This window comes from Streptomyces sp. NPDC110618 (genome assembly GCF_055657065.1).
On sequence record NZ_JBVKBN010000005.1, the window covers coordinates 216,760 to 239,353 of the forward strand.

Annotated in this window: 23 protein-coding genes; 8 read left to right on the forward strand and 15 right to left on the reverse strand. The window is 73.1% G+C overall.

Features of this window, described 5'->3' with window-relative positions:
• Window positions 1–2 precede the first annotated feature (2 nt).
• The 3 genes from ACZ7L7_RS12080 to ACZ7L7_RS12090 form a co-directional block, all read right to left on the reverse strand.
• Entirely contained in the window at window positions 3–1,865 is a 1,863-nt protein-coding gene (locus tag ACZ7L7_RS12080; RefSeq protein ID WP_453606705.1) for an ABC transporter ATP-binding protein, read from the reverse strand.
• A 206-nt stretch (window positions 1,866–2,071) separates the two neighbouring features.
• Complete coding sequence (locus ACZ7L7_RS12085; protein ID WP_285513343.1) at window positions 2,072–2,491, reverse strand: hypothetical protein; 420 nt, start codon at window positions 2,489–2,491, stop codon at window positions 2,072–2,074.
• A gap of 5 nt (window positions 2,492–2,496) precedes the next feature.
• Window positions 2,497–3,096, reverse strand: a complete 600-nt coding sequence (locus ACZ7L7_RS12090; protein ID WP_285513243.1) for an ATP-binding protein — start codon at window positions 3,094–3,096, stop codon at window positions 2,497–2,499.
• Window positions 3,097–3,300: 204 nt separating this feature from the next.
• Between ACZ7L7_RS12090 and ACZ7L7_RS12095 the strand changes: the two genes are divergently transcribed.
• Window positions 3,301–4,161 carry a helix-turn-helix domain-containing protein gene (locus ACZ7L7_RS12095; protein ID WP_285513244.1) on the forward strand — a complete coding sequence of 287 codons (861 nt, stop codon included), beginning with the start codon at window positions 3,301–3,303 and terminating at the stop codon, window positions 4,159–4,161.
• Complete coding sequence (locus ACZ7L7_RS12100; protein WP_093723776.1) at window positions 4,162–4,416, forward strand: DUF397 domain-containing protein; 255 nt, start codon at window positions 4,162–4,164, stop codon at window positions 4,414–4,416.
• Window positions 4,417–4,485: 69 nt separating this feature from the next.
• Here ACZ7L7_RS12100 and ACZ7L7_RS12105 read toward each other — a convergent pair whose 3' ends face one another.
• The 4 genes from ACZ7L7_RS12105 to pdxR form a co-directional block, all read right to left on the reverse strand.
• Window positions 4,486–5,190, reverse strand: coding sequence for a protein-tyrosine phosphatase family protein (locus ACZ7L7_RS12105; RefSeq protein ID WP_285513245.1), 705 nt, complete (start codon window positions 5,188–5,190; stop codon window positions 4,486–4,488).
• A 139-nt stretch (window positions 5,191–5,329) separates the two neighbouring features.
• Complete coding sequence (locus tag ACZ7L7_RS12110; RefSeq protein WP_285513246.1) at window positions 5,330–6,265, reverse strand: hypothetical protein; 936 nt, start codon at window positions 6,263–6,265, stop codon at window positions 5,330–5,332.
• Window positions 6,262–8,910, reverse strand: a complete 2,649-nt coding sequence (locus ACZ7L7_RS12115) for a PEP/pyruvate-binding domain-containing protein (protein WP_472075726.1) — start codon at window positions 8,908–8,910, stop codon at window positions 6,262–6,264. Before ACZ7L7_RS12115 ends, ACZ7L7_RS12110 begins: the two co-directional genes overlap by 4 nt.
• A gap of 198 nt (window positions 8,911–9,108) precedes the next feature.
• Entirely contained in the window at window positions 9,109–10,527 is a 1,419-nt protein-coding gene (pdxR, locus tag ACZ7L7_RS12120; protein WP_472075728.1) for a MocR-like pyridoxine biosynthesis transcription factor PdxR, read from the reverse strand.
• Between the two features lie 47 nt (window positions 10,528–10,574).
• Between pdxR and ACZ7L7_RS12125 the strand changes: the two genes are divergently transcribed.
• Window positions 10,575–11,057 carry a carboxymuconolactone decarboxylase family protein gene (locus ACZ7L7_RS12125; RefSeq protein ID WP_285513249.1) on the forward strand — a complete coding sequence of 161 codons (483 nt, stop codon included), beginning with the start codon at window positions 10,575–10,577 and terminating at the stop codon, window positions 11,055–11,057.
• Between the two features lie 3 nt (window positions 11,058–11,060).
• Here ACZ7L7_RS12125 and ACZ7L7_RS12130 read toward each other — a convergent pair whose 3' ends face one another.
• From ACZ7L7_RS12130 to ACZ7L7_RS12140, 3 genes are all read right to left on the reverse strand, one after another.
• Entirely contained in the window at window positions 11,061–12,551 is a 1,491-nt protein-coding gene (locus ACZ7L7_RS12130) for a glutamate synthase subunit beta (RefSeq protein WP_472075730.1), read from the reverse strand.
• A 139-nt stretch (window positions 12,552–12,690) separates the two neighbouring features.
• Entirely contained in the window at window positions 12,691–13,170 is a 480-nt protein-coding gene (locus ACZ7L7_RS12135) for an anthrone oxygenase family protein (protein WP_285513251.1), read from the reverse strand.
• Window positions 13,171–13,312: 142 nt separating this feature from the next.
• Window positions 13,313–14,008, reverse strand: coding sequence for a DUF2293 domain-containing protein (locus ACZ7L7_RS12140; protein WP_471428293.1), 696 nt, complete (start codon window positions 14,006–14,008; stop codon window positions 13,313–13,315).
• Window positions 14,009–14,066: 58 nt separating this feature from the next.
• Here ACZ7L7_RS12140 and ACZ7L7_RS12145 point away from each other — a divergent pair, with 58 nt between their 5' ends.
• On the forward strand, window positions 14,067–14,714 hold the full coding sequence (locus tag ACZ7L7_RS12145; protein ID WP_285513344.1) for a nucleoside/nucleotide kinase family protein: 648 nt from the start codon (window positions 14,067–14,069) through the stop codon (window positions 14,712–14,714).
• A 114-nt stretch (window positions 14,715–14,828) separates the two neighbouring features.
• Window positions 14,829–15,257 (forward strand): CBS domain-containing protein, encoded by a 429-nt coding sequence (locus ACZ7L7_RS12150; protein ID WP_285513253.1) that lies wholly within the window; start codon window positions 14,829–14,831, stop codon window positions 15,255–15,257.
• Window positions 15,258–15,312: 55 nt separating this feature from the next.
• Here the strand turns inward: ACZ7L7_RS12150 and ACZ7L7_RS12155 are convergent, their stop codons facing one another.
• Window positions 15,313–16,440 carry a magnesium and cobalt transport protein CorA gene (locus tag ACZ7L7_RS12155; RefSeq protein WP_453606661.1) on the reverse strand — a complete coding sequence of 376 codons (1,128 nt, stop codon included), beginning with the start codon at window positions 16,438–16,440 and terminating at the stop codon, window positions 15,313–15,315.
• Between the two features lie 212 nt (window positions 16,441–16,652).
• Between ACZ7L7_RS12155 and ACZ7L7_RS12160 the strand changes: the two genes are divergently transcribed.
• On the forward strand, window positions 16,653–17,447 hold the full coding sequence (locus ACZ7L7_RS12160) for a methyltransferase (protein WP_285513255.1): 795 nt from the start codon (window positions 16,653–16,655) through the stop codon (window positions 17,445–17,447).
• A 107-nt stretch (window positions 17,448–17,554) separates the two neighbouring features.
• Here ACZ7L7_RS12160 and ACZ7L7_RS12165 read toward each other — a convergent pair whose 3' ends face one another.
• Both ACZ7L7_RS12165 and ACZ7L7_RS12170 read right to left on the reverse strand, forming a co-directional pair.
• A complete protein-coding gene (locus ACZ7L7_RS12165) occupies window positions 17,555–18,469 on the reverse strand; it encodes a carbohydrate kinase family protein (protein WP_471592352.1) in 915 nt (304 codons plus the stop codon).
• Window positions 18,466–19,374 carry a pseudouridine-5'-phosphate glycosidase gene (locus ACZ7L7_RS12170; protein ID WP_472075734.1) on the reverse strand — a complete coding sequence of 303 codons (909 nt, stop codon included), beginning with the start codon at window positions 19,372–19,374 and terminating at the stop codon, window positions 18,466–18,468. Before ACZ7L7_RS12170 ends, ACZ7L7_RS12165 begins: the two co-directional genes overlap by 4 nt.
• A 101-nt stretch (window positions 19,375–19,475) precedes the next feature.
• On the opposite strand from ACZ7L7_RS12170, the gene ACZ7L7_RS12175 reads away from it, so the two are divergent.
• Complete coding sequence (locus ACZ7L7_RS12175; RefSeq protein ID WP_285513258.1) at window positions 19,476–19,904, forward strand: VOC family protein; 429 nt, start codon at window positions 19,476–19,478, stop codon at window positions 19,902–19,904.
• 41 nt (window positions 19,905–19,945) lie between these two features.
• Here ACZ7L7_RS12175 and ACZ7L7_RS12180 read toward each other — a convergent pair whose 3' ends face one another.
• On the reverse strand, window positions 19,946–20,500 hold the full coding sequence (locus tag ACZ7L7_RS12180) for a methylated-DNA--[protein]-cysteine S-methyltransferase (RefSeq protein WP_472075736.1): 555 nt from the start codon (window positions 20,498–20,500) through the stop codon (window positions 19,946–19,948).
• A 71-nt stretch (window positions 20,501–20,571) separates the two neighbouring features.
• Window positions 20,572–21,447, reverse strand: coding sequence for a glycerophosphodiester phosphodiesterase (locus ACZ7L7_RS12185; protein WP_453606651.1), 876 nt, complete (start codon window positions 21,445–21,447; stop codon window positions 20,572–20,574).
• Between the two features lie 277 nt (window positions 21,448–21,724).
• On the opposite strand from ACZ7L7_RS12185, the gene ACZ7L7_RS12190 reads away from it, so the two are divergent.
• Window positions 21,725–22,594 carry an MHYT domain-containing protein gene (locus tag ACZ7L7_RS12190; RefSeq protein WP_285513261.1) on the forward strand — a complete coding sequence of 290 codons (870 nt, stop codon included), beginning with the start codon at window positions 21,725–21,727 and terminating at the stop codon, window positions 22,592–22,594.

Here is a 22,594-nt window from a genome sequence, read left to right on the forward strand (position 1 = left end):
GCTCAGCCCGCCTTCGGGGCGGGTACCTGGGCGGCGAACTGTTCCGCCTGGAGCGCGTACAGCTCCGCGTACAGTCCGCCCCCGGCCAGCAGTTCCTCGGGGCTCCCGGACTCCACCAGCCGCCCCTGGTCCAGTACATGCACCAGATCGGCGTGGCGCACGGACGCCAGCCGGTGGGTGATCAGCACGACCGTCTGCCCGGCCGCGGCCAGGGCCCGGATCCTGTCGAAGACCTCCAGCTCGGCCCGGGCGTCCAGGGCGGCCGTCGGCTCGTCCACGATCAGGATCCGGCCGCGCCGGTAGGCGGCCCGCGCGATGCCGAGCCGCTGCCACTGCCCGCCGGACAGCTCGTGCCCGCCGTTGAACTGCCGGGCCAGCAGGGTGTCCAGGCCGCGCGGCAGATCGGCCACCACCTCCTCGGCCCCGGCCGCGGCCACCGCCTCGGCGAGCCGTTCCTCGGTCAGCGGCGTGGAGGAGCGGCCCACGGCGACATTGGCCCGTGCGGTGAACGGCCACCGCTTGAAGTCCTGGGCCACCATCGCGATGCGCTCGGCGAGTTGGCGCCGGTCGGCCCCGGCCGCGTCCACGTCGTCCCACAGGATCCGGCCCCGGTCCGGGACGTACAGGCCCGCGAGCAGTTTGACCAGGGTGGTCTTGCCGGAGCCGTTCTCGCCGACCAGTGCCACGATCCGGCCCATGGGCAGGGTGAGGCTGATGTCGTCCAGGGCGGGGCGGGCGGACTCGCCGGGATAGCTGAAGCTGACGTGCTCGAAGCGGATCTCCCGGGGCTCCTCGGGCAGCGGGGTGCCGCCGCTGGGGATGGCCCGCTCGGCGGCCTCCTCGTACAGCCGTTGCAGGTCGCCCACGAACAGGGCCTCCTCGTGCAACTGGTTGATCTCCAGCACCAGGCTGTCCAGGCTGGCCGAGCCGGTCCGGATGGCGATCACCGCGGTTCCGGCCACCGCCAGCGCCATCGCCCCGGTGAGCAGCAGCGCGCCGAGCGTGGCGTACGTCGCGACCGTGGCGAGGCCGGTCCAGGCGGCGGCGGCCAGACCGGTGCGGGCGGCGAGCCGGGCCAGGCGGGCCTGCTCGGCCTCCGCCGTCTCGGCCATGGCGCGGTAGTGGCGCAGCAGGAACGGGCCGACGCCGTGCACCCGGATCTCCGGGGCGGCGGCCGGTTCGGTGAGCAGCCCGCTGAGCAGATGGCCGGCGCGGGCGTGCTGCACCCAGGTGTGGAAGGACTCGTAGCGGCGCCGGGCGATGGTCAGCGCCGACCAGGCGCTCGGCAGGGTCATGGTGACGAGCAGCGGGAGCAGGGCGGGGTGCAGCACGGTGAGTACACCGGCGGCGGCGATCAGCGAGATGATCGCGTTCACCACCCGGGCGCTGTAGGTGATCATGCGCCGGGCCGAGGAGGCGCCGTACTGGGCGGTGTCCAACAGTTTGTGGAAGGCGTGGTCCTCGATCGCGGCCAGCTCCACGGCCGCCGCCCGCTCCAGGTACTGCTCGGTGGCGACCCGCTCCACCTTCGGCTCCAGGCGCCCGGTGGCGTAGGTGGAGGCCGCCCGCAGCAGGGCGCCGACCAGCAGGACGGCGGCCATCGTGACCAGCGCGGGCACGGACTGCCGCAACCGGTCCGCGATGTCCCCGTCGCCGAGCAGCCGCCCGAGCACACTGTTGACCGCGAGCAGGCCCACGGCCTGGGAGAGCCCCCGTCCGACCTCCGCCGCGAGCACGGTCCGCGCGGCTGTACGGTCGGCCTGCCAGGCGAGCCGGAAACTGACGGTCAGCAGGCCGGGCAGCCGCTTGACCATGGACCGGAAGTTCAGCTCCAGGAAGGCGTCATGGTGCTGGTTCCAGCCCATGTCGTACCGCAACGGCCCCCCGAACAGCAGCTGTTCGGACTCGGACACCTCAGCCACGTGGTCACCCCCGGTTGGCCACTATCGCGGCAGGGGGGACATCCGGCCAGGGCGCACACAGGGGGACGTGAGGCGTACGCGAAGGGCGCGGGGTACCGGGCGACCGGTCACGGCTGACCCGCCCGTGGACACGCGCCCCCTGTGCAGCGCTACGCGCTCACGTGCCGGGACCAGGACGGTGTGGTGCCCATCAGCCGGCACAGCGCCAGATACAGCGGAATCGGCGGGGTGTACGGCACGGTCCCCTCCGGTCGGTGGATCAGCCGTACCTCGTCCGGAACCACTGCCCCGGCCACGTACCGCGTAGCCGTCGGCCACTCCAGGGCGTAGTCGGAGTCCGCCGGAACGATCCACCACCAGTACGCCTCATCGGCGTAGACGCACCCCGCGTGCGGCAGCCGGGGCAGCACCAGCGGGCCGAAGCGGGCCGGTACGGCCACCGCGTCGCAGCCCAGAGGGGCCGTCATCCCGTCCGGCACCGCCAGCCTCGACGGCTCGGCCCGCGGTACGAAGCCGCGGTGCAGCCGGACCAGCGTGTCCAGGCTCAGTACCGGCCCGATCCCCGACATGACGCTCACGCCGGCCCCCCGTCCTCGTCTTCGCCCTCGGAGCCCTCGGCCTCGGAGCCGGGTTTGGGCCGGGCACCCCAGCCCAGGTCGTTGCGCGGGCCGGTGTCCTCGCGGGGCGTGTCCGCCTTGCGCGGCAGCTCCGCCCAGACCAGCAGCCCGGGACCGTGCTCATGGGCGCCCCAGGCGTGGCAGAGGGCGTCGACCAGGAGCAATCCCCTCCCGTGCTCCTCGTCCGCGCGCTGCGCCGCTGGGTGGGGCTCACTCGGTGCGCAGCCCTGATCGCGCACGGCTATTCGCAGCAGGTCGTCGCCGTCGTGCAGCTCGCAGACGATGTGCCGGCTCGCGGTGTGCACGATGGCGTTGGTGACCAGCTCGGAGACCACCAGGGCGGCGGTGTCGCAGGTGTCCTCGCAGACGGACCAGCCGGTGAGCCGGGCCCTGGTCAGGCGTCTGGCCTGCGCGGGGGAACCCGGGTGTGCGGCCAGCTCGAACCGGAACCGGCGCTCGGCGGGGCCCCGTTGAGGGCCAACGGCCGTGGCGGCGCCGTGGCCCAACAGGCCGACGGCGTCTGTTCCTAAGGGCGCGGACGGAATCACGCTTGCCACTATCGCCCCGCCGTGAACACTTGGCAAGTGTCACTCTGAAAATTGCAGAGTGCTGTGTGACGGTGTGCAAGGCCGTGGCACACTGCATCGCAACAGCATGTTGAGCGGCGCCAAAAGGGATCGGCGAGAATCCGAACGGATTTTCGAATAGGTCTTCGAATGGCGCCGCAGGGCTGTCAGCATTCATTGGGTGGAGGTGGGAGCGTGAGCGAGCCGCGGTCCGCGCCGACGGTCGGCCAGGTCGTCCTCGGCCGACGCCTGCTGGACCTGCGGGAACGCGCCGGTCTCAAGCGTGAGGAAGCCGCCCGCGTCCTGCGCGTCGCCCCCGCCACCGTCCGCCGTATGGAGATGGCCGAGGTCTCCCTCAAGATCCCGTACCTCCAGCTCCTGCTGAAGGCGTACGGGGTCAGCGACGAGGAGGCCGACGCCTTCGTGCGGCTGGCCGAGGACGCCAACAAACCCGGCTGGTGGCAGCGGTTCCACGACATCCTGCCGGGCTGGTTCTCGATGTACGTCAGCCTGGAGGGGGCCGCGAGCCTCATCCGGTCCTACGAGCCGCACTTCGTGCCCGGTCTGCTCCAGACCGAGGACTACGCACGAGGGGTGCTGCGCTCCGGTGCCATCGGCCAGACCAAGCCCGACGACATCGAGCGACATGTGGCGCTGCGCATGCAGCGCCAGGGGCTGCTCACCCGCCCGGACGCGCCCCGGTTCTGGGTGATCATGGACGAGACCGTGCTGCGCCGCCAGGTCGGCGGCCCGGAGGTGATGCGTGCCCAGATCGACCGGCTGCTTGAGGTGACGAAGCTGCCCAACGTGACGCTGCAGGTCGCGCCCTTCGACAGTGGGCCGCACCCCGGCACGTACGGGCCCTTCGTGCTGTTCCGATTTGCCATGCCGGAACTCCCGGACATGGTCTACAGCGAGTACCTGACCGGCGCCGTCTACCTCGACGCGCGCCCCGAGGTGGCCACCCACCTGGAGGTCATGGACCGCATGGCGGCGCAGGCCGCTACGGCACATCGCACGAAGGAGATCCTGCGGGATCTCCGCAAGGAGCTGTGAATGGATCGCATCAAACCGCGCATACCCGTCTACAACGGCATGCCCGCGCGGGAGTTGGGCAGCGAGGGCTGGCACAAGCCGTGGAGCGGTGGCAACGGAGGCAACTGTCTGGAGGCGATGAAGCTCGCCGACGGCCGGATCGCCGTGCGTCAGTCGACCGACCCGGACGGGCCGGCGCTGATCTACACCAACGACGAGATGACGGCCTTCATCGAGGGCGCCAAGGCGGGGGTGGCCGACTTCCTGCTCTCCTGAGGCCCGTGCCACCTTGCTATGCCCTTGAGTTGATGAACAACCGCTGGCGGAGGCCGACTTGAGCAGGTCTCAGAACCAGGACATGATCCGGCGCGGGGCGTCGACCACACGGCTGACGACCACGACCGGCAGCGGCGGCTGCTCGGCCTTGCTCGGGCTGAGGTTCAGGCCGTAGTAGATCTGCTCGATCGAGGGCGGTCCGACCGCGAGATTGCGTCGGACCGCCTCGGCGGAGGATGCCTCGCCCGTCCGCACCAGATAGGCCGCGGCCATCGTGCCCGTACGGCCGACTCCCGCACCGCAGTGCACGAACACCGGACCGTCGGAGTTCTTCACCGTCTCCATCAGCTTCTCCACCTGCCCGGAGGTCGGCGTCTGGCCGTCCCGGATGGGCACGCGCACGAGATTCAGACCGGCCTTGCCGGGCTCGGCGAGCTGTTTGGCGCTCAGGTCCTCGGCCCGCAGGTCCACGACGGTCACGAAGCCCATGCTCGCCAGTTCGCGGTAGCCGGCGGGCGACGGAGCGGCGCCGCGCCACAGCCTGCCGTCGGAGCTGACCGGCTGGAAGTTGTGCACACCCTGGACGGAGCGGGTCCCGGCGGGTGCCGGGGTCTCTGCCTTCGCCCAGTACGAGAGACCGAGAATGCCTCCCGCGCCGACCGCCCACAGGACGAGATATCCGATGAGGAGGCCGGTGAGGGCCCGCACCGCGCGCTGCGGCAGCGGGCGCTTCTGGAGGGCAGGGCGAGGCAGGGTAGCGGAGAGAACAGCCATGAGCGACCCGGGGGACTAGGGGACGTGGGCGCACATGGCAGAGTACCCCGGTTTGATGATCATCTATTGGTTACGTGTGATTTGTGCCCTATGTCTCATTTGGCATGTTCAGATGGCGTGCTCAGATGGCGTGCGTCACTCACTCCTCATCCGTCTCGGCGTCCCCAATGCCCACCACCGTGAGGCTCACCCGCTCCAGCGTGGCGTCCTCCAGACAGCCGCGCAGCCGCAGCCGGTCGTGATCGGTCAGGGCGGGCCGCACCACCCCCGCGTACAGTCCGTCCCCGAGATCGCCGAGCGCCGCGTGGTTCAGCGGCACCGACGTGGAGTCCCGGCAGCGCTCCCACACCTGCCGCGCGGCCAGTGACCGGCGCGCCTCGTCCATGCTCTTGTCGCGCAGATCGACCTGGACCACGACCGAGGTCGCCGCGCTCTCGTCCGCCTCCTCCTCACGGGTCTGCGTGAGGTCCGCCAGCCCCACGACCAGCGCCGCCAGCAGCGCGGCGCCCACGACGCCGACGGCCGCGAGGCGCGCGGTACGGCCCGGGGACGGCGGGGCGCCGACCGGGGGCAGGTCCTCCAGATCGCCGGGGGCGGCCGGATCGGGTGCGGTGAGCACGGCCAGCCGGCCGGCCAGGCGGCGCTCGGCGGGCCTCGCGGTGGCCGCCGCCACCTTCTGCACCACCCAGGCGATCCCGGACAGGGCGACACCGGCGACCATCAGCACCGGCACGAAGACGTACGTCCGCTCGGCGGGCTCGTCCAGCCAGCGGAACCGGCCCTCGCGGGTGCCGCTCGCCGCCGGTTCCGGGCCCGGGGCCGCGCGCAGCCGGGCCAGGGCGTCGTCCTGCCGTGCCGCGGTCTCCCGCTGGCGACGGTCGCTGTCGCGCAGCCGCTCCTCGATCCGGGACAGCCGGGCCAGCACCACCAGGCCGAACAGCATCACCTCGACCACCAGGAGCAGCACGCCGCAGATCATGGCCCGCTGCCACTGCCACCGGTACAGGTAGATCACGAGGTAGGTGCCCGCCCCGGCGGCGGCGAGCCCTCCGAAGACGTACGCGATCCTCCTCATGATCCGTCCCCCAGTCGCACGTCACCCGCCGTCCCGTCGACGGTGAGGCGGGTACCGGCCGGGAAGCGCTCGACCGCGTCCGCCACGCCGACGACCGCGGGCAGGCGGAACTCACGCGCCAGTACGGCCAGGTGGGACAGCGGGCTGCCGGTCTGCGCGACCAGCCCGGTCAGCCCGGGCAGCAGCGGCGCGAGGCCCGGGTCGAGGGAGCGCACCACCAGCACCGGGTCCGGCGGGCGCGGCGCCAGACCGTCCCACGCCGTCCCGACCGCGCGGCCCGCCGAGACACCGCGCATCCCGTTGCCCCGGCCACCGAAGCCCTCGGCGACGACGACTCCGCCGCCCGCGAGCCGGAAGGAGTCCGGCAGCGGGGGAGTGGCGGCCGGAGCCGTACGGTCCGCGAGATCGGCGGGCAGCCCGTGGCCGTGCAGGGCATCGGCCAGCTCGGGCCACCGCATGAGCCCCACGCGCGCGGGATTGGTGCCCACGCGACGGGCGGCTTCCCGCACCAGACGGACCTGGAGCTCCTGCGCCCAGCGGATGCGGAGCCGCAGGGCTTCTCGCGGCGGGAGGGAGGCGGGGGAGGCGCGGTCCGGGGTGGGCCGGGAGCCGGCGGGCGGGACCGTGCCTTCCCGGGCGGGCCGCTGCGCGAGGCCCTCGGCGGGGGCGGCGCCCGTCGGGGGTGCGCCGAACGGGAGGTTCCGGGTGTCGTCGGGGGGCCGTACGGCGTTGCGCCCGGGTTGCTGTGCCGGGGGCTCGGTCGGGGTGTGCGGCAGGTTGGGGTTTGCCGTGTCTTCGGCGGGGAGGTTCGGGGCGTTGGCGGGGGGCCGTACGGCGTTGCGCCCGGGTTGCTGTGCCGGGGGCTCGGTCGGGGCGTGCGGCGGGCGGGGCGGGTTCGCGGTGACCTCGGCGGGGAGGTTCGGGGCGTTGGCGGGGTGGCGTGTGCCGTGCGTGTCGGGTGTCTGGGCCGGGGGCTCGGTTGGGGTGTGCGGCGGGTTGGGGTTCGTGGTGCCTTCGGCGGTGAGGTTCGTAGCGTCGGCGGGGAGCCGTGTGCCGTGTCTGTCGGGTGTCTGGGCCGGCGTGTCCGGCGGGTGGGGCCGGTTTGTCGTGTCCTCGGCCGGGAAGCGCGGGCCGTCGACGGGGGAGCGCACGGCGTCCCGGGCGGGCTCCTGTGCCGTGGCGCCGCCCGAGGCGCTGGGCAGGCGTACCGGGTTGCGCAGGCTCGGGGCCGTGAGGGCCAGGACCACCGGGTCGGTGGCGACGATCCGTTCGTCGGGGATCCCGCGGGCGCGGGCCGCCGTGAGGGCGGCCAGGGCCGTGCCCGCGGCGGTGCGGCCGGAGGGGGGCTGGGGCAGGAGCGCGCCCGCCAGGGCCTCCTGGGCGTGCAGGGAGACCAGGGCGCGGCGGGTCCAGCGCAGCTCGTCGGCGAGCGCGGCCGGGGACAGGTCGCCCGGCGCCGGAACCTCGGCCAGCAGCCGGTCCACGTCCGCCACCAGGTCCGTCGTCAGACCCGGCAGCGCCGCCGCGAGGCGCCCCACCCGCCAGGCCGCCGCCAGCCGCCGCGCCCCCGGCGCCGGGTTGAGCAGCGCCAGCCACCGGTGCCGCGGCGGTACCGCGCCCAGCAGCCGGAGATCGGCGGCCGCGCGCCCGCCGACGGTGGTGACCACGGGCGCCGACCGCAGCAGCCGCCGCGGCGCGGTCCCGCCGATGTCCAGCGCGGCGGCGAGACCGCGGGCCATCGGCGCCACCCACAGGTCCTCCTCCAGCGGCAGGAGCTGGTCCGGCAGCGTCTCCGCGACCGGCCCCGGCCCCAGCAGCCGCGCCCCACGGGCGGGCCGCGCCGCCATCGCCGTGATCGGGCGGCTCTGGAACAGCCACAGCCGGCCGTCCTCGTCGAACCCGAACTCGATGTCCTGCGGCCCGCCGAACACCTGCCGCGCCCGGCGCGCCAGACGGGCCAGCCGGAACAGTTCACGCCGGGTGAGCGGCGGCTCCGCCTCCGCGGACTCGGTGCGCAGCAGCCGCCCCCGCCCGCTGAGCCAGTAGTTGGTGCCCTGCTGCGCCCCGCTGACCAGGCTGTCCGGGCCGCCGCGCACCGCGCTGACCAGCATCCGGTCGGTCCGCCCCTCCACGGGGTCGGCACCGAACATCACCCCGCCGACCCGCGCGGTGAGCATCGGCTGCACCAGCACCGCCATCGGCGCGGCGGAGCCGTCCGCCCGGCGCGCCGAGTCCAGCACGGTCCGCACGGCCGTACGGAAGTCCTGCCAGCCGCGCACATCGAGCACCGAGGCGAACTGACCTGCCAGCGAGGACTCCTCGGTGTCCTCCTGCGGTGACGAGGAGCGCACGACCAGGGGGCGGCTGCCGCCGTCGGACAGCGCCTGCCAGGCCCGGCGCAGGGAGTGCGGATCGCCTTGAGGTTGGTAGGGAATCACGAAGCCAGGGAGCACGGGGAGCCCGGCACCGGCCGCGCGGGCGAGATTCGCGGCCTTGGAACCGGCCTTCGCCACCACGGCGGCGAGGGGTTCCCGCAAGGGGACGGTGGCCGGACCGTACGCAGGTGCCAGGCCGAGGGCCACCTCGCCCCGGGGCTCGTCCCCGTCGCGCGCACCTTCTCCGTGACGTTCATCGAGCGTCGTCATAGAACACCCTCCAGGACCGGCCGCCAACAGGGGGGACGCGCGGGGTGGGCCCTGCGCCTGACGGCGGAACGAAGGATGGGACGAATCACGACCGCCCACGGGTGAACGGCAGCGAAACGCCTCCTTGCTCCGATGATCCCACTGCCGCCCTGATCCATGCAGCCCGTTAAGCCGCTTTTCGGACAGACCGGAGAACCTTTACGGATTCGGGAAAGTCGTGCAGAGCGCGTCCAGCGCCGCCGCATAGGAGTGCTCGGACGGCGTCGCGTATCCCACGACCAGGCCGTCGTACGCGGGGGCGGTCTCCGGGGCCCGCGGGTGCCGGAACCCGGACAGTCCGTCCAGCGCCACCCCGAGCCGCCCGGCCCGGGCCACGGTCGCCGCCTCGGTGCCGGGCGGCAGCCGCAGCACCGCGTGCAGCCCGGCCGCCACCCCGGTCACCTCGATGTGCGGCGCCCGCTCGGCGAGCGCCGCGACCAGCCGGTCCCGGCGGTGGCGGTACCGCTGCCGCATGCGGCGCACATGACGGTCGTAGGACCCGCGGGCGAGGAAGTCGGCGAGGCTCAGCTGGTCGAGGACGCTCGCCCAGCCCTCCCGTTCCCCCTTGACCGCGAGCACCTCCCCGACATGGCGTTCGGGCAGCACCATCCAGCCCAGCCGCACCGCCGGGGACAGGCTCTTGCTCACCGAGCCCACGAAGACCACCCGCTCCGGGTCCAGGCCCTGCAGCGCGCCGACGGGCTTGCGGTCGTAGCGGAACTCGCCGTCGTAGTCGTCCTCCACGATCAGCCCGCCACGCGTGCGTGCCCAGTCGACGACGGCGGCGCGGCGCCCGGCGTGCAGCGGCCCGCCGGTCGGGAACTGGTGCGCGGGTGTGAGCAGCACGCCCCGCTCGCGCTCCAGCAGGTCCACCCGCGCGCCGCGCTCGTCCAGGGGCAGCGGCACCGTCCGCACGCCCGCGCGGGAGAGCAGGTTGCGGTGGTAGGGGAGGCCGTACGCCTCCACGGCCAGCGGACCGCGCAGCACCCGCGCCTCGGACAGCAGCCGCAGCGCGTGCGCGAAACCGGAGCAGATCACGATCCGCTCCGGCGCGCAGCGCACACCACGCGCGCGTGCCAGGTACTCCGCCAGCGCCTCCCGCAGTTCCACGCGCCCGGCGGGATCGCCAGGACCGAACACCTCGTTCGGCGCCTGCTGAACGGCCCTGCGGTAGGAGGCGAGCCAGGCCGCGCGCGGGAAGCCCGACACGTCCGGGGTGCCCTGGCGCAGGTCGTGCCGCGGGCCACGCGCGCGTGGAGGTGCCGTACCGGGCGCTTTCCCGGCGTGTCGCGACGGCGCCGCCCGCTCGGCGACCCGGGTCCCCGAACCCTGCCGCGCGGTCAGCCAGCCCTCGGCGACCAGCTCCGCGTACGCGTCGGCGACCGTGTTCCGGGCGATCCCCAGATCGGCGGCGAGCGAACGGTACGGCGGCAGCCGGGTGCCCGGGGCGAGCCTGCCGCTGCGCACGGCCTCGCGCAGGGCGCGGATCAGCGCGGCCCGCCGTCCGCCGGGCCCGGACAGCTCCAAATGCAGATCCGCCCCGATCCGCTCCGCCGAATTGACCCACGATTCAGCCACAGAAATGCACCCTACAGGCGGTCTATTGACCCCATAGGTTGGGGGACATGACGACGAACACGCTGATCGACACCAAGGCCCCCCGGATGAACTTCGCCAAGGCCGCGCCCAGGATCAACCGCGCCATCGTGGCCTTCGACGCCGCCGCCCGGGAGGGCCTGGACCCCGCGCTCGTCGAGCTGGTCCAGATCCGCGCCTCGCTCCTCAACAACTGCGCGTACTGCCTGCACATGCACACCAACGACGCCCGCAAGGCCGGTGAGAGCGAGGACCGGCTGCACCTGGTCGCGGTCTGGCGCGAGGCCCGCCACTTCTTCACCGAGAAGGAGCAGGCGGCCCTGGCCCTGACCGAGGCGGTCACCCTGGTCTCCGAGCGCGGCGTCCCGGACGACGTCTACGCCGAGGCCGCCGCCCACTTCGACGCGGACGAACTGCCCCACCTCATCGCCCTGATCCTCACCATCAACACCTGGAACCGCCTGGCGCTCACCGTGGGCAAGGTCGCGGGCACGGACGAGCGCCGGGGCTGAGGTCTAGACGGCCATCGGCCGGTCGTACGGGGATATCGGCGCCGGCAGCCGCGAGGTGCCCCCCGTCAGATGGCGGTCGACGGCCGCCGCCACCGCCCGCCCCTCGGCGATCGCCCACACGATGAGCGACTGCCCCCGGGCCGCGTCCCCGGCCGCGAACACGCCGGGGACGTTCGTGGCGAAGTCCGCGTCCCGCGCGATCGTGCCCCGGGGCTCCAGGGCCAGCCCCAGCTGGTCGATCAGGCCGTCCTGCCGGTCGGGCCCGGTGAACCCCAGTGCCAGCAGCACGAGATCGGCCGGAATCGCACGTCCCGTGCCCGGCAGGGGCCTCCGGTTCGAGTCGACCTCGACCAGGTGCAGGTATCGCACGTGCCCCGCCCAGTCACCGGTGAAGCGCAGCGTGGACGCCGCGAACAGCCGCGCGTCCGCGTCCGCCGAGGGCGCCGTCCGCAGCTGCCCCGCCTCCTCGTGCGCCGCCGAGAGCCGGTAGATCTTCGGGTACGTCGGCCAGGGCTCGGCGTCCTCGTCGCGCTCCTCGCCGGGCTTGGCGTAGATGTCGAGCTGGGTGACGGACGCGGCGCCCTCCCGGACCGCCGTGCCCAGGCAGTCGGCGCCGGTGTCACCGCCGCCGACGATGACGACGTGCTTCCCGGCGGCGGACAGCGGCGAGGCCTCCAGGTCCCCCTCGCACACCCGGTTGGCCAGCGGCAGGTACTCCATCGCCTGGTGGATGCCGGACAGCTCCCGGCCCGGCACGTCCAGCTCACGCCACGCGGTCGCCCCGGTGGCGATCACCACGGCGTCGTAGCGGGACCGCAGCTCCGCGGCCCCGATGTCCCGCCCGACCGCCGTGGACGTACGGAACTTCGTCCCCTCGGCCTCCATCTGCTCGATACGGCGCTGCAGTTGACGCTTCTCCATCTTGAACTCGGGGATGCCGTACCGCAGCAGCCCGCCGACCCGGTCGTCCTTCTCGTACACGGCGACGGTGTGCCCGGCCCGGGTCAGCTGCTGGGCCGCCGCGAGCCCCGTGGGCCCCGACCCGATCACCGCGACCGTCCGCCCCGACAGCCGGTCCGGCGGTCGGGGCGTGGTGAACCCCAGCTCCCAGGAGCGGTCGGCGATCGCGCACTCGACGTTCTTGATGGTTACCGCGGGCTGGTTGATGGCGAGCACACACCCCGCCTCGCAGGGCGCCGGGCACAACCGGCCGGTGAATTCGGGGAAGTTGTTGGTGGCGTGCAGCCGCTCGGCGGCGGCCCGCCAGTCCTCGCGGGAGACCAGGTCGTTCCACTCGGGGATCAGATTGCCCAGCGGACAGGCGTCGTGGCAGAAAGGTATGCCGCAGTCCATGCACCGGTCGGCCTGCCGGCTCACGATGGGCAGCAGCGCCCCGGGGACATAGACCTCGTCCCAGTCCCCTACCCGCTCCTCGACCGGCCGCCGCGGCCAGTCCTGGCGGGGAGTGGTCATGAATCCCTTGGGATCGGCCATGGCCGTCTCCCTTGCGTGCGGAGTGGAGCCGTACGTCATCGGGCGGCACTCTTCCGGCCACGATACGTCTCATCCGTCCCTTGCGCTTTCCCTCGGAAGCCCCCTGCCGGCGCTTGTCGGGCGAGGGCCAGGAGACTTCTCAGGCGAGCGCCAGGAGGTAGGAGACGCAGGCCGCCGCCGAGGCCACCGTGCGCACGTGGTTCCAGGCCGTCCACTCGCGCACGTACGCGGTCCAGTAGGCGCTTGCCTCGGCCGTACCCGGTTCCAGCTTCGCCAGCGCGTCGTTGCGGGGGACATTGGCGACCATGGTCACGCCGAACGAGCCGAACAGATACAACGCGCTGCCCAGCAGCAGCTCCACGGTCCCCTCGTCCGGCCACAGCACGAACGTCACCACCGCGAGCACCGCGCACAACACCGCGGAGCCGAGGAACACGATCATGAAGGCGGGGGTCACCGCAGCCACATTGATCGCCTGCATCGCCGCGACGCCCTGCGCGGGCGGCAGCGCGGCCAGCCCCTTCATCACGAAGGAGGAGAAGCCGCAGAACACCCCGGCCACCAGGCCGGTACCCAGCACACCCAGCACGGTCAGTACGAAGTACGGCCCATCGATCATCGCAACGTCAACTCCCCTTCGCCGCCGGGATCCTCCCGGGCGCCGTCGCTCACCTCAAGTGAATTCCTCGGCGTGGCGGCATCCCATGGCCGGTCGGCGCGGGGGCATAAGCGAGCGTCTCGCTCAGGGGGGACCAGGGGGTTCAGCCCGCCTCGGACTCCGGCTCCCGCCACCCCCTGAGCACCTCCTCCACCGCAGGTGCGATCCGCCGCCGCGCCTCGCGCCGCGGCACGCCGCTCATCAGCAGCTGGTCGTACGGCGTGTCCAGGTGCCGTACGGAGGCCGCGACCGCCGAGATCACGGCGCCCTCGGACAGCGCGCGCCCCGCCGCGCTGCGGCCGACCCGGCCGCTGCCCCGCACCGAGGCGTGCGCGGCCGTCGCGGCGGCCCGGTCCGGCGGGCAGCCCGGGAACAGCCGCCGTATCTCCGCCGCGAACGCCTCCGTGAACCGCACGTCCTCGGCCGCCCTGCGCTGTGCGTCCCGCAGCCGCCGACGCCGCCTGGCCTCGGCGTCCTCGAGACACCGCGCCTCGGCCCGGGCCAGCCCCGCCTCCTCCACCAGGACGCCCTGCCGCTCGTAGCGCCCCTTGCGCCGGTTGAACCGCACCACCACCGCCGACAGGGTGCTCTCCTCCCGCGACCGCCGGGTCAGCGCGGTGTCGCCGCGCGGCAGGAACACCAGATGCCCGAGGTCCGCGCAGTCCAGGCAGCGCGGTGCGCCGTCCTCCAGCACCAGCAGTGACAGCGGTCCGCCCCGGCAGGCGGAGCAGTACCGCCGCCGCAGCGGCTGCATGACGAGAAGCCCGGTCCGGTGCACGGAAGTTGACAGGTGTGCCATACCCGGATCATTCCCCTCCCGGTGCCCGCGCACCGTGCCCGGCCGCTCCTGGCGCATCATGGGCGGTGTGCGACTCGAAGCGATCACCTGGGACCGGCTCGGCGACGAGATCGCCGAGCGGCTGCTCGATCTGAAGCCCGCCGACGGCAGCCCCTGGCCGCGCATCGCCTTCGACGGAGCCCCGGCGGCCCGGCCGGGCGACCTCGCCGAACGGGTCGCCGAAGCGCTGCGCACCCGTGGGCGCCCCTCGCTGGTCGTCGGCGCCGAGGGCTTCCTGCGCCCCGCCTCCCTCCGCCTTGAGCACGGCCGCCGGGACGTCGAGGCGTACTACGACGGCTGGTTGGACACCGGCGCCCTGTGGCGCGAGGTGTTCGGCCCGCTCGAACCCGGCGGCGACGGCCGCGTCCTGCCCGATCTGTGGGACCCCGTCACCGACCGGGCCACCCGCAGTCCCTACGTTCCCCTCCCTTCGGGCGCCGCCCTGTTGCTGCACGGCCCGCTGTTGCTGCGGCACTGGTTCCCCTTCGACCTGACCGTCCACGTCCGGCTCTCCCCGGGCGCCCTGCGCCGCCGCACCCCCGAGGACGAGCACTGGACCCTGCCCGCCTTCGAGCGATACGAGGACGAGACCGACCCGGCCGGCACCGCCGACGTCCTCATCCGCGCCGACGACCCCCGCCACCCGGCCTGGAACGGCGGCCGCTGAAACGCGTCGGCTCCCGCGAGGTGCGGTCCGCCCCCGGCGCGGCGAGAATGTTTGGCGCCGGGACTAGCGGTGCGTCCTGCGCCGCGCCGGCCGTCCGGCATCGGGAGGTACTCCATGACCACTGCCGGAGACATCATGCACCGGGGCGCCCAGTGGATCCCGGCGCACGAGACCCTGGACCGCGCCGCCCAGCTGATGCGCGACCTCGGCGTCGGTGCCCTGCCCATCGGTGACTCGAACGACCGACTCTGCGGCATCCTCACCGACCGCGACATCGTGGTCGGCTGCGTGGCCATGGGACACGACCCGGCCAAGGTCACCGCCGGTGAGATGGCCCAGGGCACCCCGCGCTGGATCGCCTCGGACGCCGAAGTCGACGATGTGCTGCACATGATGCAGGAGCACCAGATCCGCAGGCTTCCCGTCATCGAGGGCAAGCGGCTGGTCGGCATGATCAGTGAGGCGGACCTGGCCCAGCACCTGTCGGAGGACCAGATCGCCGCCTGGGCCGAGAGCGTCTACGCCCGGACGGCCGCTCACTGAACGGACCTCCGCCCGGGGGCACGCCCGCACGCCCCGCGGCACCGAGGGCGTGCCCTCACAGCCAGCCGTTGCGCCGGAAGCCGCGGTACAGGCTCAGACAGGCCACCGCTATCACCCCTATGACCAGCGGGTACCCGAACTTCCAGTGCAGTTCCGGCATGTGCTCGAAGTTCATCCCGTACAGCCCGCAGACCATGGTCGGCACGGCGACCAGCGCGGCCCACGCCGTGATCTTCCGCATGTCCTCGTTCTGCGCGACCGTGACCTGCGCGAGGTGCGCCTGGAGTATGGAGTTGAGGAGCTCGTCGAAGGACGCGATCTGCTCCTTGACCCGCAGCAGGTGGTCGGCGACGTCCCGGAAGTACGCCTGTATCTCCGGGTCGACCACCCGTATCGGCCGGGTGGCCAGCTCCTCCAGCGGCCGGGTCAGCGGCGCCACCGCCCGCTTCAGCTCCAGCAGTTCACGCTTGAGCTGGTAGATCCGGCCCGGGTCGACACGCGCGCCGTCCTCCGCGAACACCGCCGTCTCCACCTGGTCGACGTCCTCGTGGACCGAGTCGGCGACGCTCAGATAGTCGTCCACCACATGGTCGGCGATGGCGTGCAGCACCGCCGCCGGACCCTGGGCGAGCTGCTCGGGCCGGGACTCCAGCTCCTCGCGCAGCGGACCCAGCGAACCGTGCCGTCCGTGCCGCACGGTGATCACGAAGTCGGTGCCGGTGAACACCATGATCTCGCCGGTGCTCACCACTTCGCTGGTCGACGTCAGCTCTTCGTGCTCCACGTAGCAGACGGTTTTGAACACCGCGAACAGCGTCTCGTCGTACCGCTCCAGCTTGGGCCGCTGATGCGCCTCGATCGCGTCCTCGACGGCCAGCGGGTGCAGCTCGAACAGCTCGGCGATGTCCGCGAACTCCTCGGCCGTCGGCTCGTGCAGGCCGAGCCAGACGAAACCGTCGCCGTGCTTGCGCACCCGCTCCACCGTCTCGACCACGTCGCCGCTCGCCGGGACCCGTACACCCTCGCGGTAGCTCACGCAGTTGACCACGGAGGAGCCCAGCGGGGAGCGGGCCGGGTGGCTCAGGTCGACGCGCGGGCGGCGCCGGGCCAGCCGGGCCACTCTGCGCAGGCCGCCGACCGTGCCGAGGCTCGTGACCTTCCGCAGATTTCCTGCCATGGACATCTGGATCTCCCCGTGTGGATCTCCTCGCGCCGCCGCTTCCCGCGCCGGTCGCGCCAGTCTGCCAGGTCGGCGGAAAAGCCGTACGGGCCTGTGGGAACAGGCTGTTCCGCTTGGTTCCCGGCTGTGGACAACCCGGTTCTCCCGGGGCGTGAACGGGTTCCCGGTGCGCGTCATCCACTCCGGACAAGAGGGGTAACTGGGATGATCACGGCATGACGCGAACCGACGGGTATCTCCTGGACAACCGGCAGAGTGAAGCCGGCGAGCGTTTCGACGCCTTCGCCGCCCTCTTCGATCCCACCACCTTCCGGCACTTCGAGGCCCTGGGTGTCGGCCCCGGCTGGCGCTGCTGGGAAGTCGGTGCGGGCGGCACCTCCGTGGTGTCCTGGCTGGCCAAGAAGGTCGGGCCGACGGGAAGGGTGCTGGCTACCGACATCGACACCTCACGGCTCGCCACGGCCGCCCGGCCGCCGGTCGAGGTGCGCGTCCACGACGTGGGGACCGAGGAGCCGCCCGGTGAGGGCTTCGACCTGGTGCATGCCCGGCTCGTCCTCGTCCATGTCCCGGACCGGGAGCGGGCGTTGCGGTCGATGATCGCCGCGCTGCGGCCCGGCGGACGGATCGTCGTCGAGGACGCCGACCCCGCCCTGCAGCCGCTGGCCTGCCCCGACGAGCACGGACCCGAGGAGCAACTGGCCAACCGGCTGCGGCAGGGCTTCCGCAAGCTCCTCGCCGACCGCGGCGCCGATCTCTCCTACGGCCGCAAGCTCCCGCGCCTGCTGCGGGAGGCCGGGTTGCAGCGGGTGGAGTCCGACGCGCACTTCCCGGTGGCCTCGGCCGCCTGCGCCGCGCTGGAGTCGGCGACGGTCCGCCAGGTTCGCGACCAGCTGGTCGCCGCGAACCTCGCCACGGAGGAGGAGATCGACCGCCACCTCGCCAACGTCGCCGCGGGCGGCATGGACCTGGCGACGGCCCCGATGATCTCGGCGTGGGGCCGGAAGGGCTGAGGGGCGATCAGGGCGGGGCAAGGCGAGGGCAAGGCGAGGGCAACGGGGGCGGGTCCCCGCGGTGCCCGTGACCCCCGCCGAGCACTCCTTTCTCCCCTGCTTGGTCCTCAGTCCGCCCCCGGCGGTCTCCCGCCCACCCGGCATACCGCGGACGCCCCCGCCCGGCACCCCTCGCGGGCGGCCTCCTCGGGATCCGCGCCCCTGAGCAGGGCGGCGAGGAAGGCGCCGGTGAAGGCGTCGCCCGCGCCGGTCGTGTCGGTGGGGGTCACGGGCACCGCGGGGACCCGGGCGCGCACCGTCCCGTCCGCCGCGACGAGCGCGCCGGACGCGCCCAGCTTGACCACCACCAGCGGCACCGCGCGGCTCAGCTCGGCCGCCGCGTCCGCCGGGCCGGGCAGGCCCGTCAGCAGGCAGGCCTCGTCCCGGCTGGGCAGCAGCACCTCGACCCCGTCGACGAGGGTGAGGAACCGGTCGGCGCCCAGGTCGGTCAGGAACCCGGCCGAGGCGGGGTCCAGGCTCACCGGTACACCGCGTGCCCGGGCCGACGCGAGGGCGGCGGCCACCAGGCCTCGGCTCGGCTCGGAGAACAGCAGATAGCCCGACAGATGCAGCCGGGCGACGCCGTCCAGCAGCGTGTCCGACCAGTCACCGGCGTCCAGCCGCAGGGAGGCGCCGCTGTCGGTCAGGAATGTCCGCTCGGCCGCCGCACCGGTGTCGACCAGGCAGATGACCGTGCCGGTCGGCGCTTTCGGATCGACCACCAGACGCGGCCGCACGCCGCAGGCCGCCAGCTCCCGCTCGTGCCAGGCCGCCGCCTCCGCGCCCACCCGGCCCAGCAGCCGCACCTCCGCGTCCGAGGAGTACGCCGCCCAGCAGGCCACATTGGCACCCGCGCCGCCCGGCACGGTCCGGATCGCGGCGGACGTGTCGGTGCCCGGGGCGAGCGGTCCCCGGTGCCGGGCGATGACGTCCGTGACGACATCGCCCACGACCAGCAGGGCGCCGTCCGGCACGGGCGTCACGCCCGGACCCAGGCCGCCGCGATCCGCGCCGCCAGCCGTACGTTGCCGCGCACCGCCGCCAGATTGGCTTCGAGCGAGGCCCCGTCGGTGTGCCGCACCAGGTAGTCGAGGAGGAACGGCGTCACGGTCTGACCGGTGATCCCCTCCGCCTCGCACGCGTGCAGCGCGTCGGCGAGCACACGCGCGTGCAGCGCGGGATCCAGCTGCTCGTCCTCCGGCACCGGGTTCGCGACGATCAGCGCCGACCCGGGGCCGCCGAGCCCGTCCTGCGCCCGCATCACCCCCGCCACCTCCTCGGGGGAGTCCAGCGTCCAGTCCACCGGGTGGCCGGAGTCCGACAGGTAGAAGCCGGGGAAACGGCCGGTGCCGTACCCGGCGACCGCGACGCCCAGCGTCTCCAGCCGCTGGAGCGTGGCCGGCACGTCCAGGATCGACTTCACGCCCGCGCAGACCACCGTGATCCGGGTCCGCGCCAGCAGCCCCAGGTCGGCCGACTCGTCCTGGGTCACCGTCCACTCCCGGTGCACCCCGCCGAGCCCGCCCGTCGCGAACACCCGTACGCCCGCCAGCGCCGCCAGCAGGGCCGTCGCCGAGACCGTGGTCGCCCCGCTCACCCCGGCCGCCACCGCGAGCGGCAGATCCCGGTGGCCGAGCTTGCGGATCCCGTCCTCGTTGGCGATCCGCTCCACCTGCTCCTTGTCCAGCCCCACATGGGGCACGCCGTCCAGTACGGCGATCGTCGCGGGCACCGCGCCCTCGCCGCGTACGACGTCCTCCAGCTCCAGGGCCACCTGGAGATTGCGCGGACGGGGCAGCCCGTGCGCGATGATCGTGGACTCCAGAGCCACCACGGGTCGACGCGCGTTGATCGCCTCGCGCACCTCTTCCGACACCACCAGAACCACGCGCCCGCCTCCTGTCGTTCGGTCTCTCCCACATCCCTGGCGAGCACGGCACCCGGTCAAACCACTTGCGGCCTGTGGTGGTCGCCACGAGCCTGGGACGCATGAGCGACCACACCGCACGCCTCGACCACGTCGTCCTCTGGGTGAACGACCCGGTCGCGTCGGCCGAGTTCTACGAGAGGACACTCGGCACCGAGCCCGTGCGGCTGGCCGAGTACACCGAGGGCAAGGTTCCCTTCCCCTCGGTACGGCTGAACGAGGAGACCATCATCGATCTGATGCCGTGGACCATGGCGGCCCGGATGACGATGCTCCCGGGCGCCGCGGACAGCGCGGGACACCCGGTCAACCACATCTGCGTCGCCCTGTCCGGGGCCGCCTTCGACGCCCTGCTCGGCCGCCTGCGGGGCAGCACGGTGCCGGTCTCGGAGATCTCCCACGGCTCCTTCGGCGCCCGCGGCCCGGCCGCGCGCAGCTTCTACTTCCGCGACCCTGACGGCAACGTCTTCGAGGCACGCCACTACGACTGAGACGGAACCGCCCGGAAAAGGGCCGTGGGCCTCGGGGCCGCTCAGAACAGCGGCTCGGGCAGCACGCCCTCCCGCGCCAGCAGCCTCCGCTTGGTCTCCACGCCGCCGCCGAAGCCGCCGATGCCGCCGTCGCTCTCCACCACCCGGTGACAGGGCACCACCACCGGCAGCGGATTGGCGCCCATCGCCATGCCCACCGCCTGGGCCGCCCCCGGCTGCCCCACCCGCCGGGCCAGGTCGCCGTAGCCCACCACCGAGCCGTACGGCACCCCGGAGGCCAGCTCGCGCAGCACCTCCCGGTTGAAGCCCGAGATCAGCGACCAGTCCAGGGGCAGCTCGAAGTCCTTCCGCTCACCCGCGAAGTACGCCTTCAGCTGGCGTATCGCCTCGGCGAGCAAGGGGGAGCCGGGCTCCTCGACCGGCTCGCCGCCCAGCCGGGACGCGAGCCGCTCCAGCGCCCTGTCGCGCACCGCGTCGGTGGCGTGGAAGACGACGTTGACCAGGCCCTCACGGGTCGCGGCCAGCAGCAGCGGACCGATGTCGGTACCGACGACGGCCCACACCACCCGCTGTTCGTACTGCCCATGGCTGTCCATGCGTCCCACCGTACGGCCCGCCACTGACAACGCCCCGGGGCCGGTGCCGCGCCGGCCCCGGGGCACGCCCGTCAGCCGCTCTCGACCGCCTCGCGCACCACGTCGGGCTTGTTGGAGATGATCCCGTCCACCCCGTACCCGGCGACCCGCCGGGCGTCCGAGGCCTTGTCGACGGTCCAGGTGAAGACCCCGAGCGGCCTGCCGTGCGGCCCGGTGAAGGCGTGCACGGCGGCCACCCAGCCGGTCGAGACCGAGCCGTGGGAGGGGTTGATCAGGTCGGTGAACTCGGAGTACGCGGGCAGCTCCGCCACGCTCGGCGTGCCGAGGAAGCCGGTCCTGACCGACGGCTTGAGCGCGTGCACGGTCCGGATGCTGTCCGCGCTGAAGCTCTGCACGATCAGCCGCGTGGAGACATGCCGCCGGTCGAGCCAGCCCTCGTTGCTCAGCACCTTCAGGGTCTGCTGCTCGATGCCCGGGTACAGCACCGGGTTCTTGATCTCCAGCAGCAGCTTCTGGTGGTGCCGCTCGACCCGGCGCAGGTACTGCTCCAGTGTCGGCACGCGCGTGCCCGCGTACTCGGGGCCGAACCAGCTCCCGGCGTCCAGTCGGGCGATCTCCGCGGTCGTGAAGTCCTTCACCTTCCAGGGCGCCCGGTCCGGGAAGACCTCCTCGACGTCGGTGGTGCGCCGCAGATTGTCGTCGTGCAGGACGACCAGCTCACCGTCCTTGGTGCGCTGGACGTCGTTCTCGACCCACTCGATGTCCCGCTCGGCCGCCTCGTCGACGGCGGCGAGGGTGTTCTCGGGCGCGTAGGCCGAGGCGCCCCGGTGGGCGATGACCAGCGGGGGTTCCCCGCCGATGCCGCCCGCCAGGGCGGAGGTCGGCATCAGGGCGGCGACGGCCCCCAGGAGTGCGGTGGTCGTGGCGGCGATGGCGCGCGCGTGCATGCGTACTCCCTCTGTCGAGGTCACGGACAGCACCACTGTGACAGCAGAGGGTGAACAACACGGGGTTGCGCGAGTGGCTGGAATGGCGTGGGGTTGTCCAAGTCCGTTCACCACTGCCGCACAACTGGGGCAGGGCCGTGTTTCTTTGCCGGAAAATCGTTCGACCATTCCGGTGGGGGTCATACTCTCTGCCTCAACCCTGACCGCTCGGGCGGTCCTGGGAGGGGGCGCATATCAGCACATTCCGGGACGTAAGAGGGCGGAAGGACAGCCGCGCATGCAGGGCACGGTCGATGGATTCAGCTACGGCCTCGTCACACCGCTCGTGGCCTTCCTCATGGCCTGCCTCGGCGGCGCCCTCGGCCTGCGCTGCACCACCAGAGCCATGCTCGTCACCCGCTCCTGGCGCCCCGGCTGGCTCGCCCTCGGCTCGGCGGCCATCGGCTCCGGCATATGGACCATGCACTTCGTCGCCATGATGGGGTTCACCGTCGCGGAGACCCCGATCCACTACGACCGGCCGATGACCTTCGCCAGCCTCGCCGTCGCCGTCGTCATGGTCGGCGTCGGGATCTTCATCGTCGGCTACAAGGGCGCCAGCGGCACCGCCCTGTTCACCGGCGGCACCATCACCGGACTCGGCATAGCGTCCATGCACTACCTGGGCATGGCGGGCCTGGAGCTCAACGGCAGGCTGGAGTACAACACGCTCACCGTGGCCGCCTCGGTGGTCATCGCCATGGTCGCGGCCACCGCCGCCCTGTGGTCCGCCGGACAGGTCCGGGGCTTCGGCTGGACCGTGGGCGCGAGCCTGGTCATGGGGCTCGCCGTCAGCGGCATGCACTACACCGGCATGGCCGCCCTGAGCGTCCATGTGCACGGCACCGGGACCACCGCCGAGGGCGACTCGCCCGCCGCCCTGCTCGCGCCCATGATGATCGGCCCGCTCGCCTTCCTGCTGCTCGCCGCGGTCGTCGTGATGTTCGACCCGCTGATGGTCATGGGCAAGCCCCACCCGGCCTCCGCCGACGACCACAAGCCCGGCATCCCGGCCCACCCCACCGGCCCGCACACCGCCCGCCGCCCCCAGCTGCGCACCCGCCGCAGCGTCGTCGAACGCCGCCCCCGGACCCCGCAGAACCGCTGA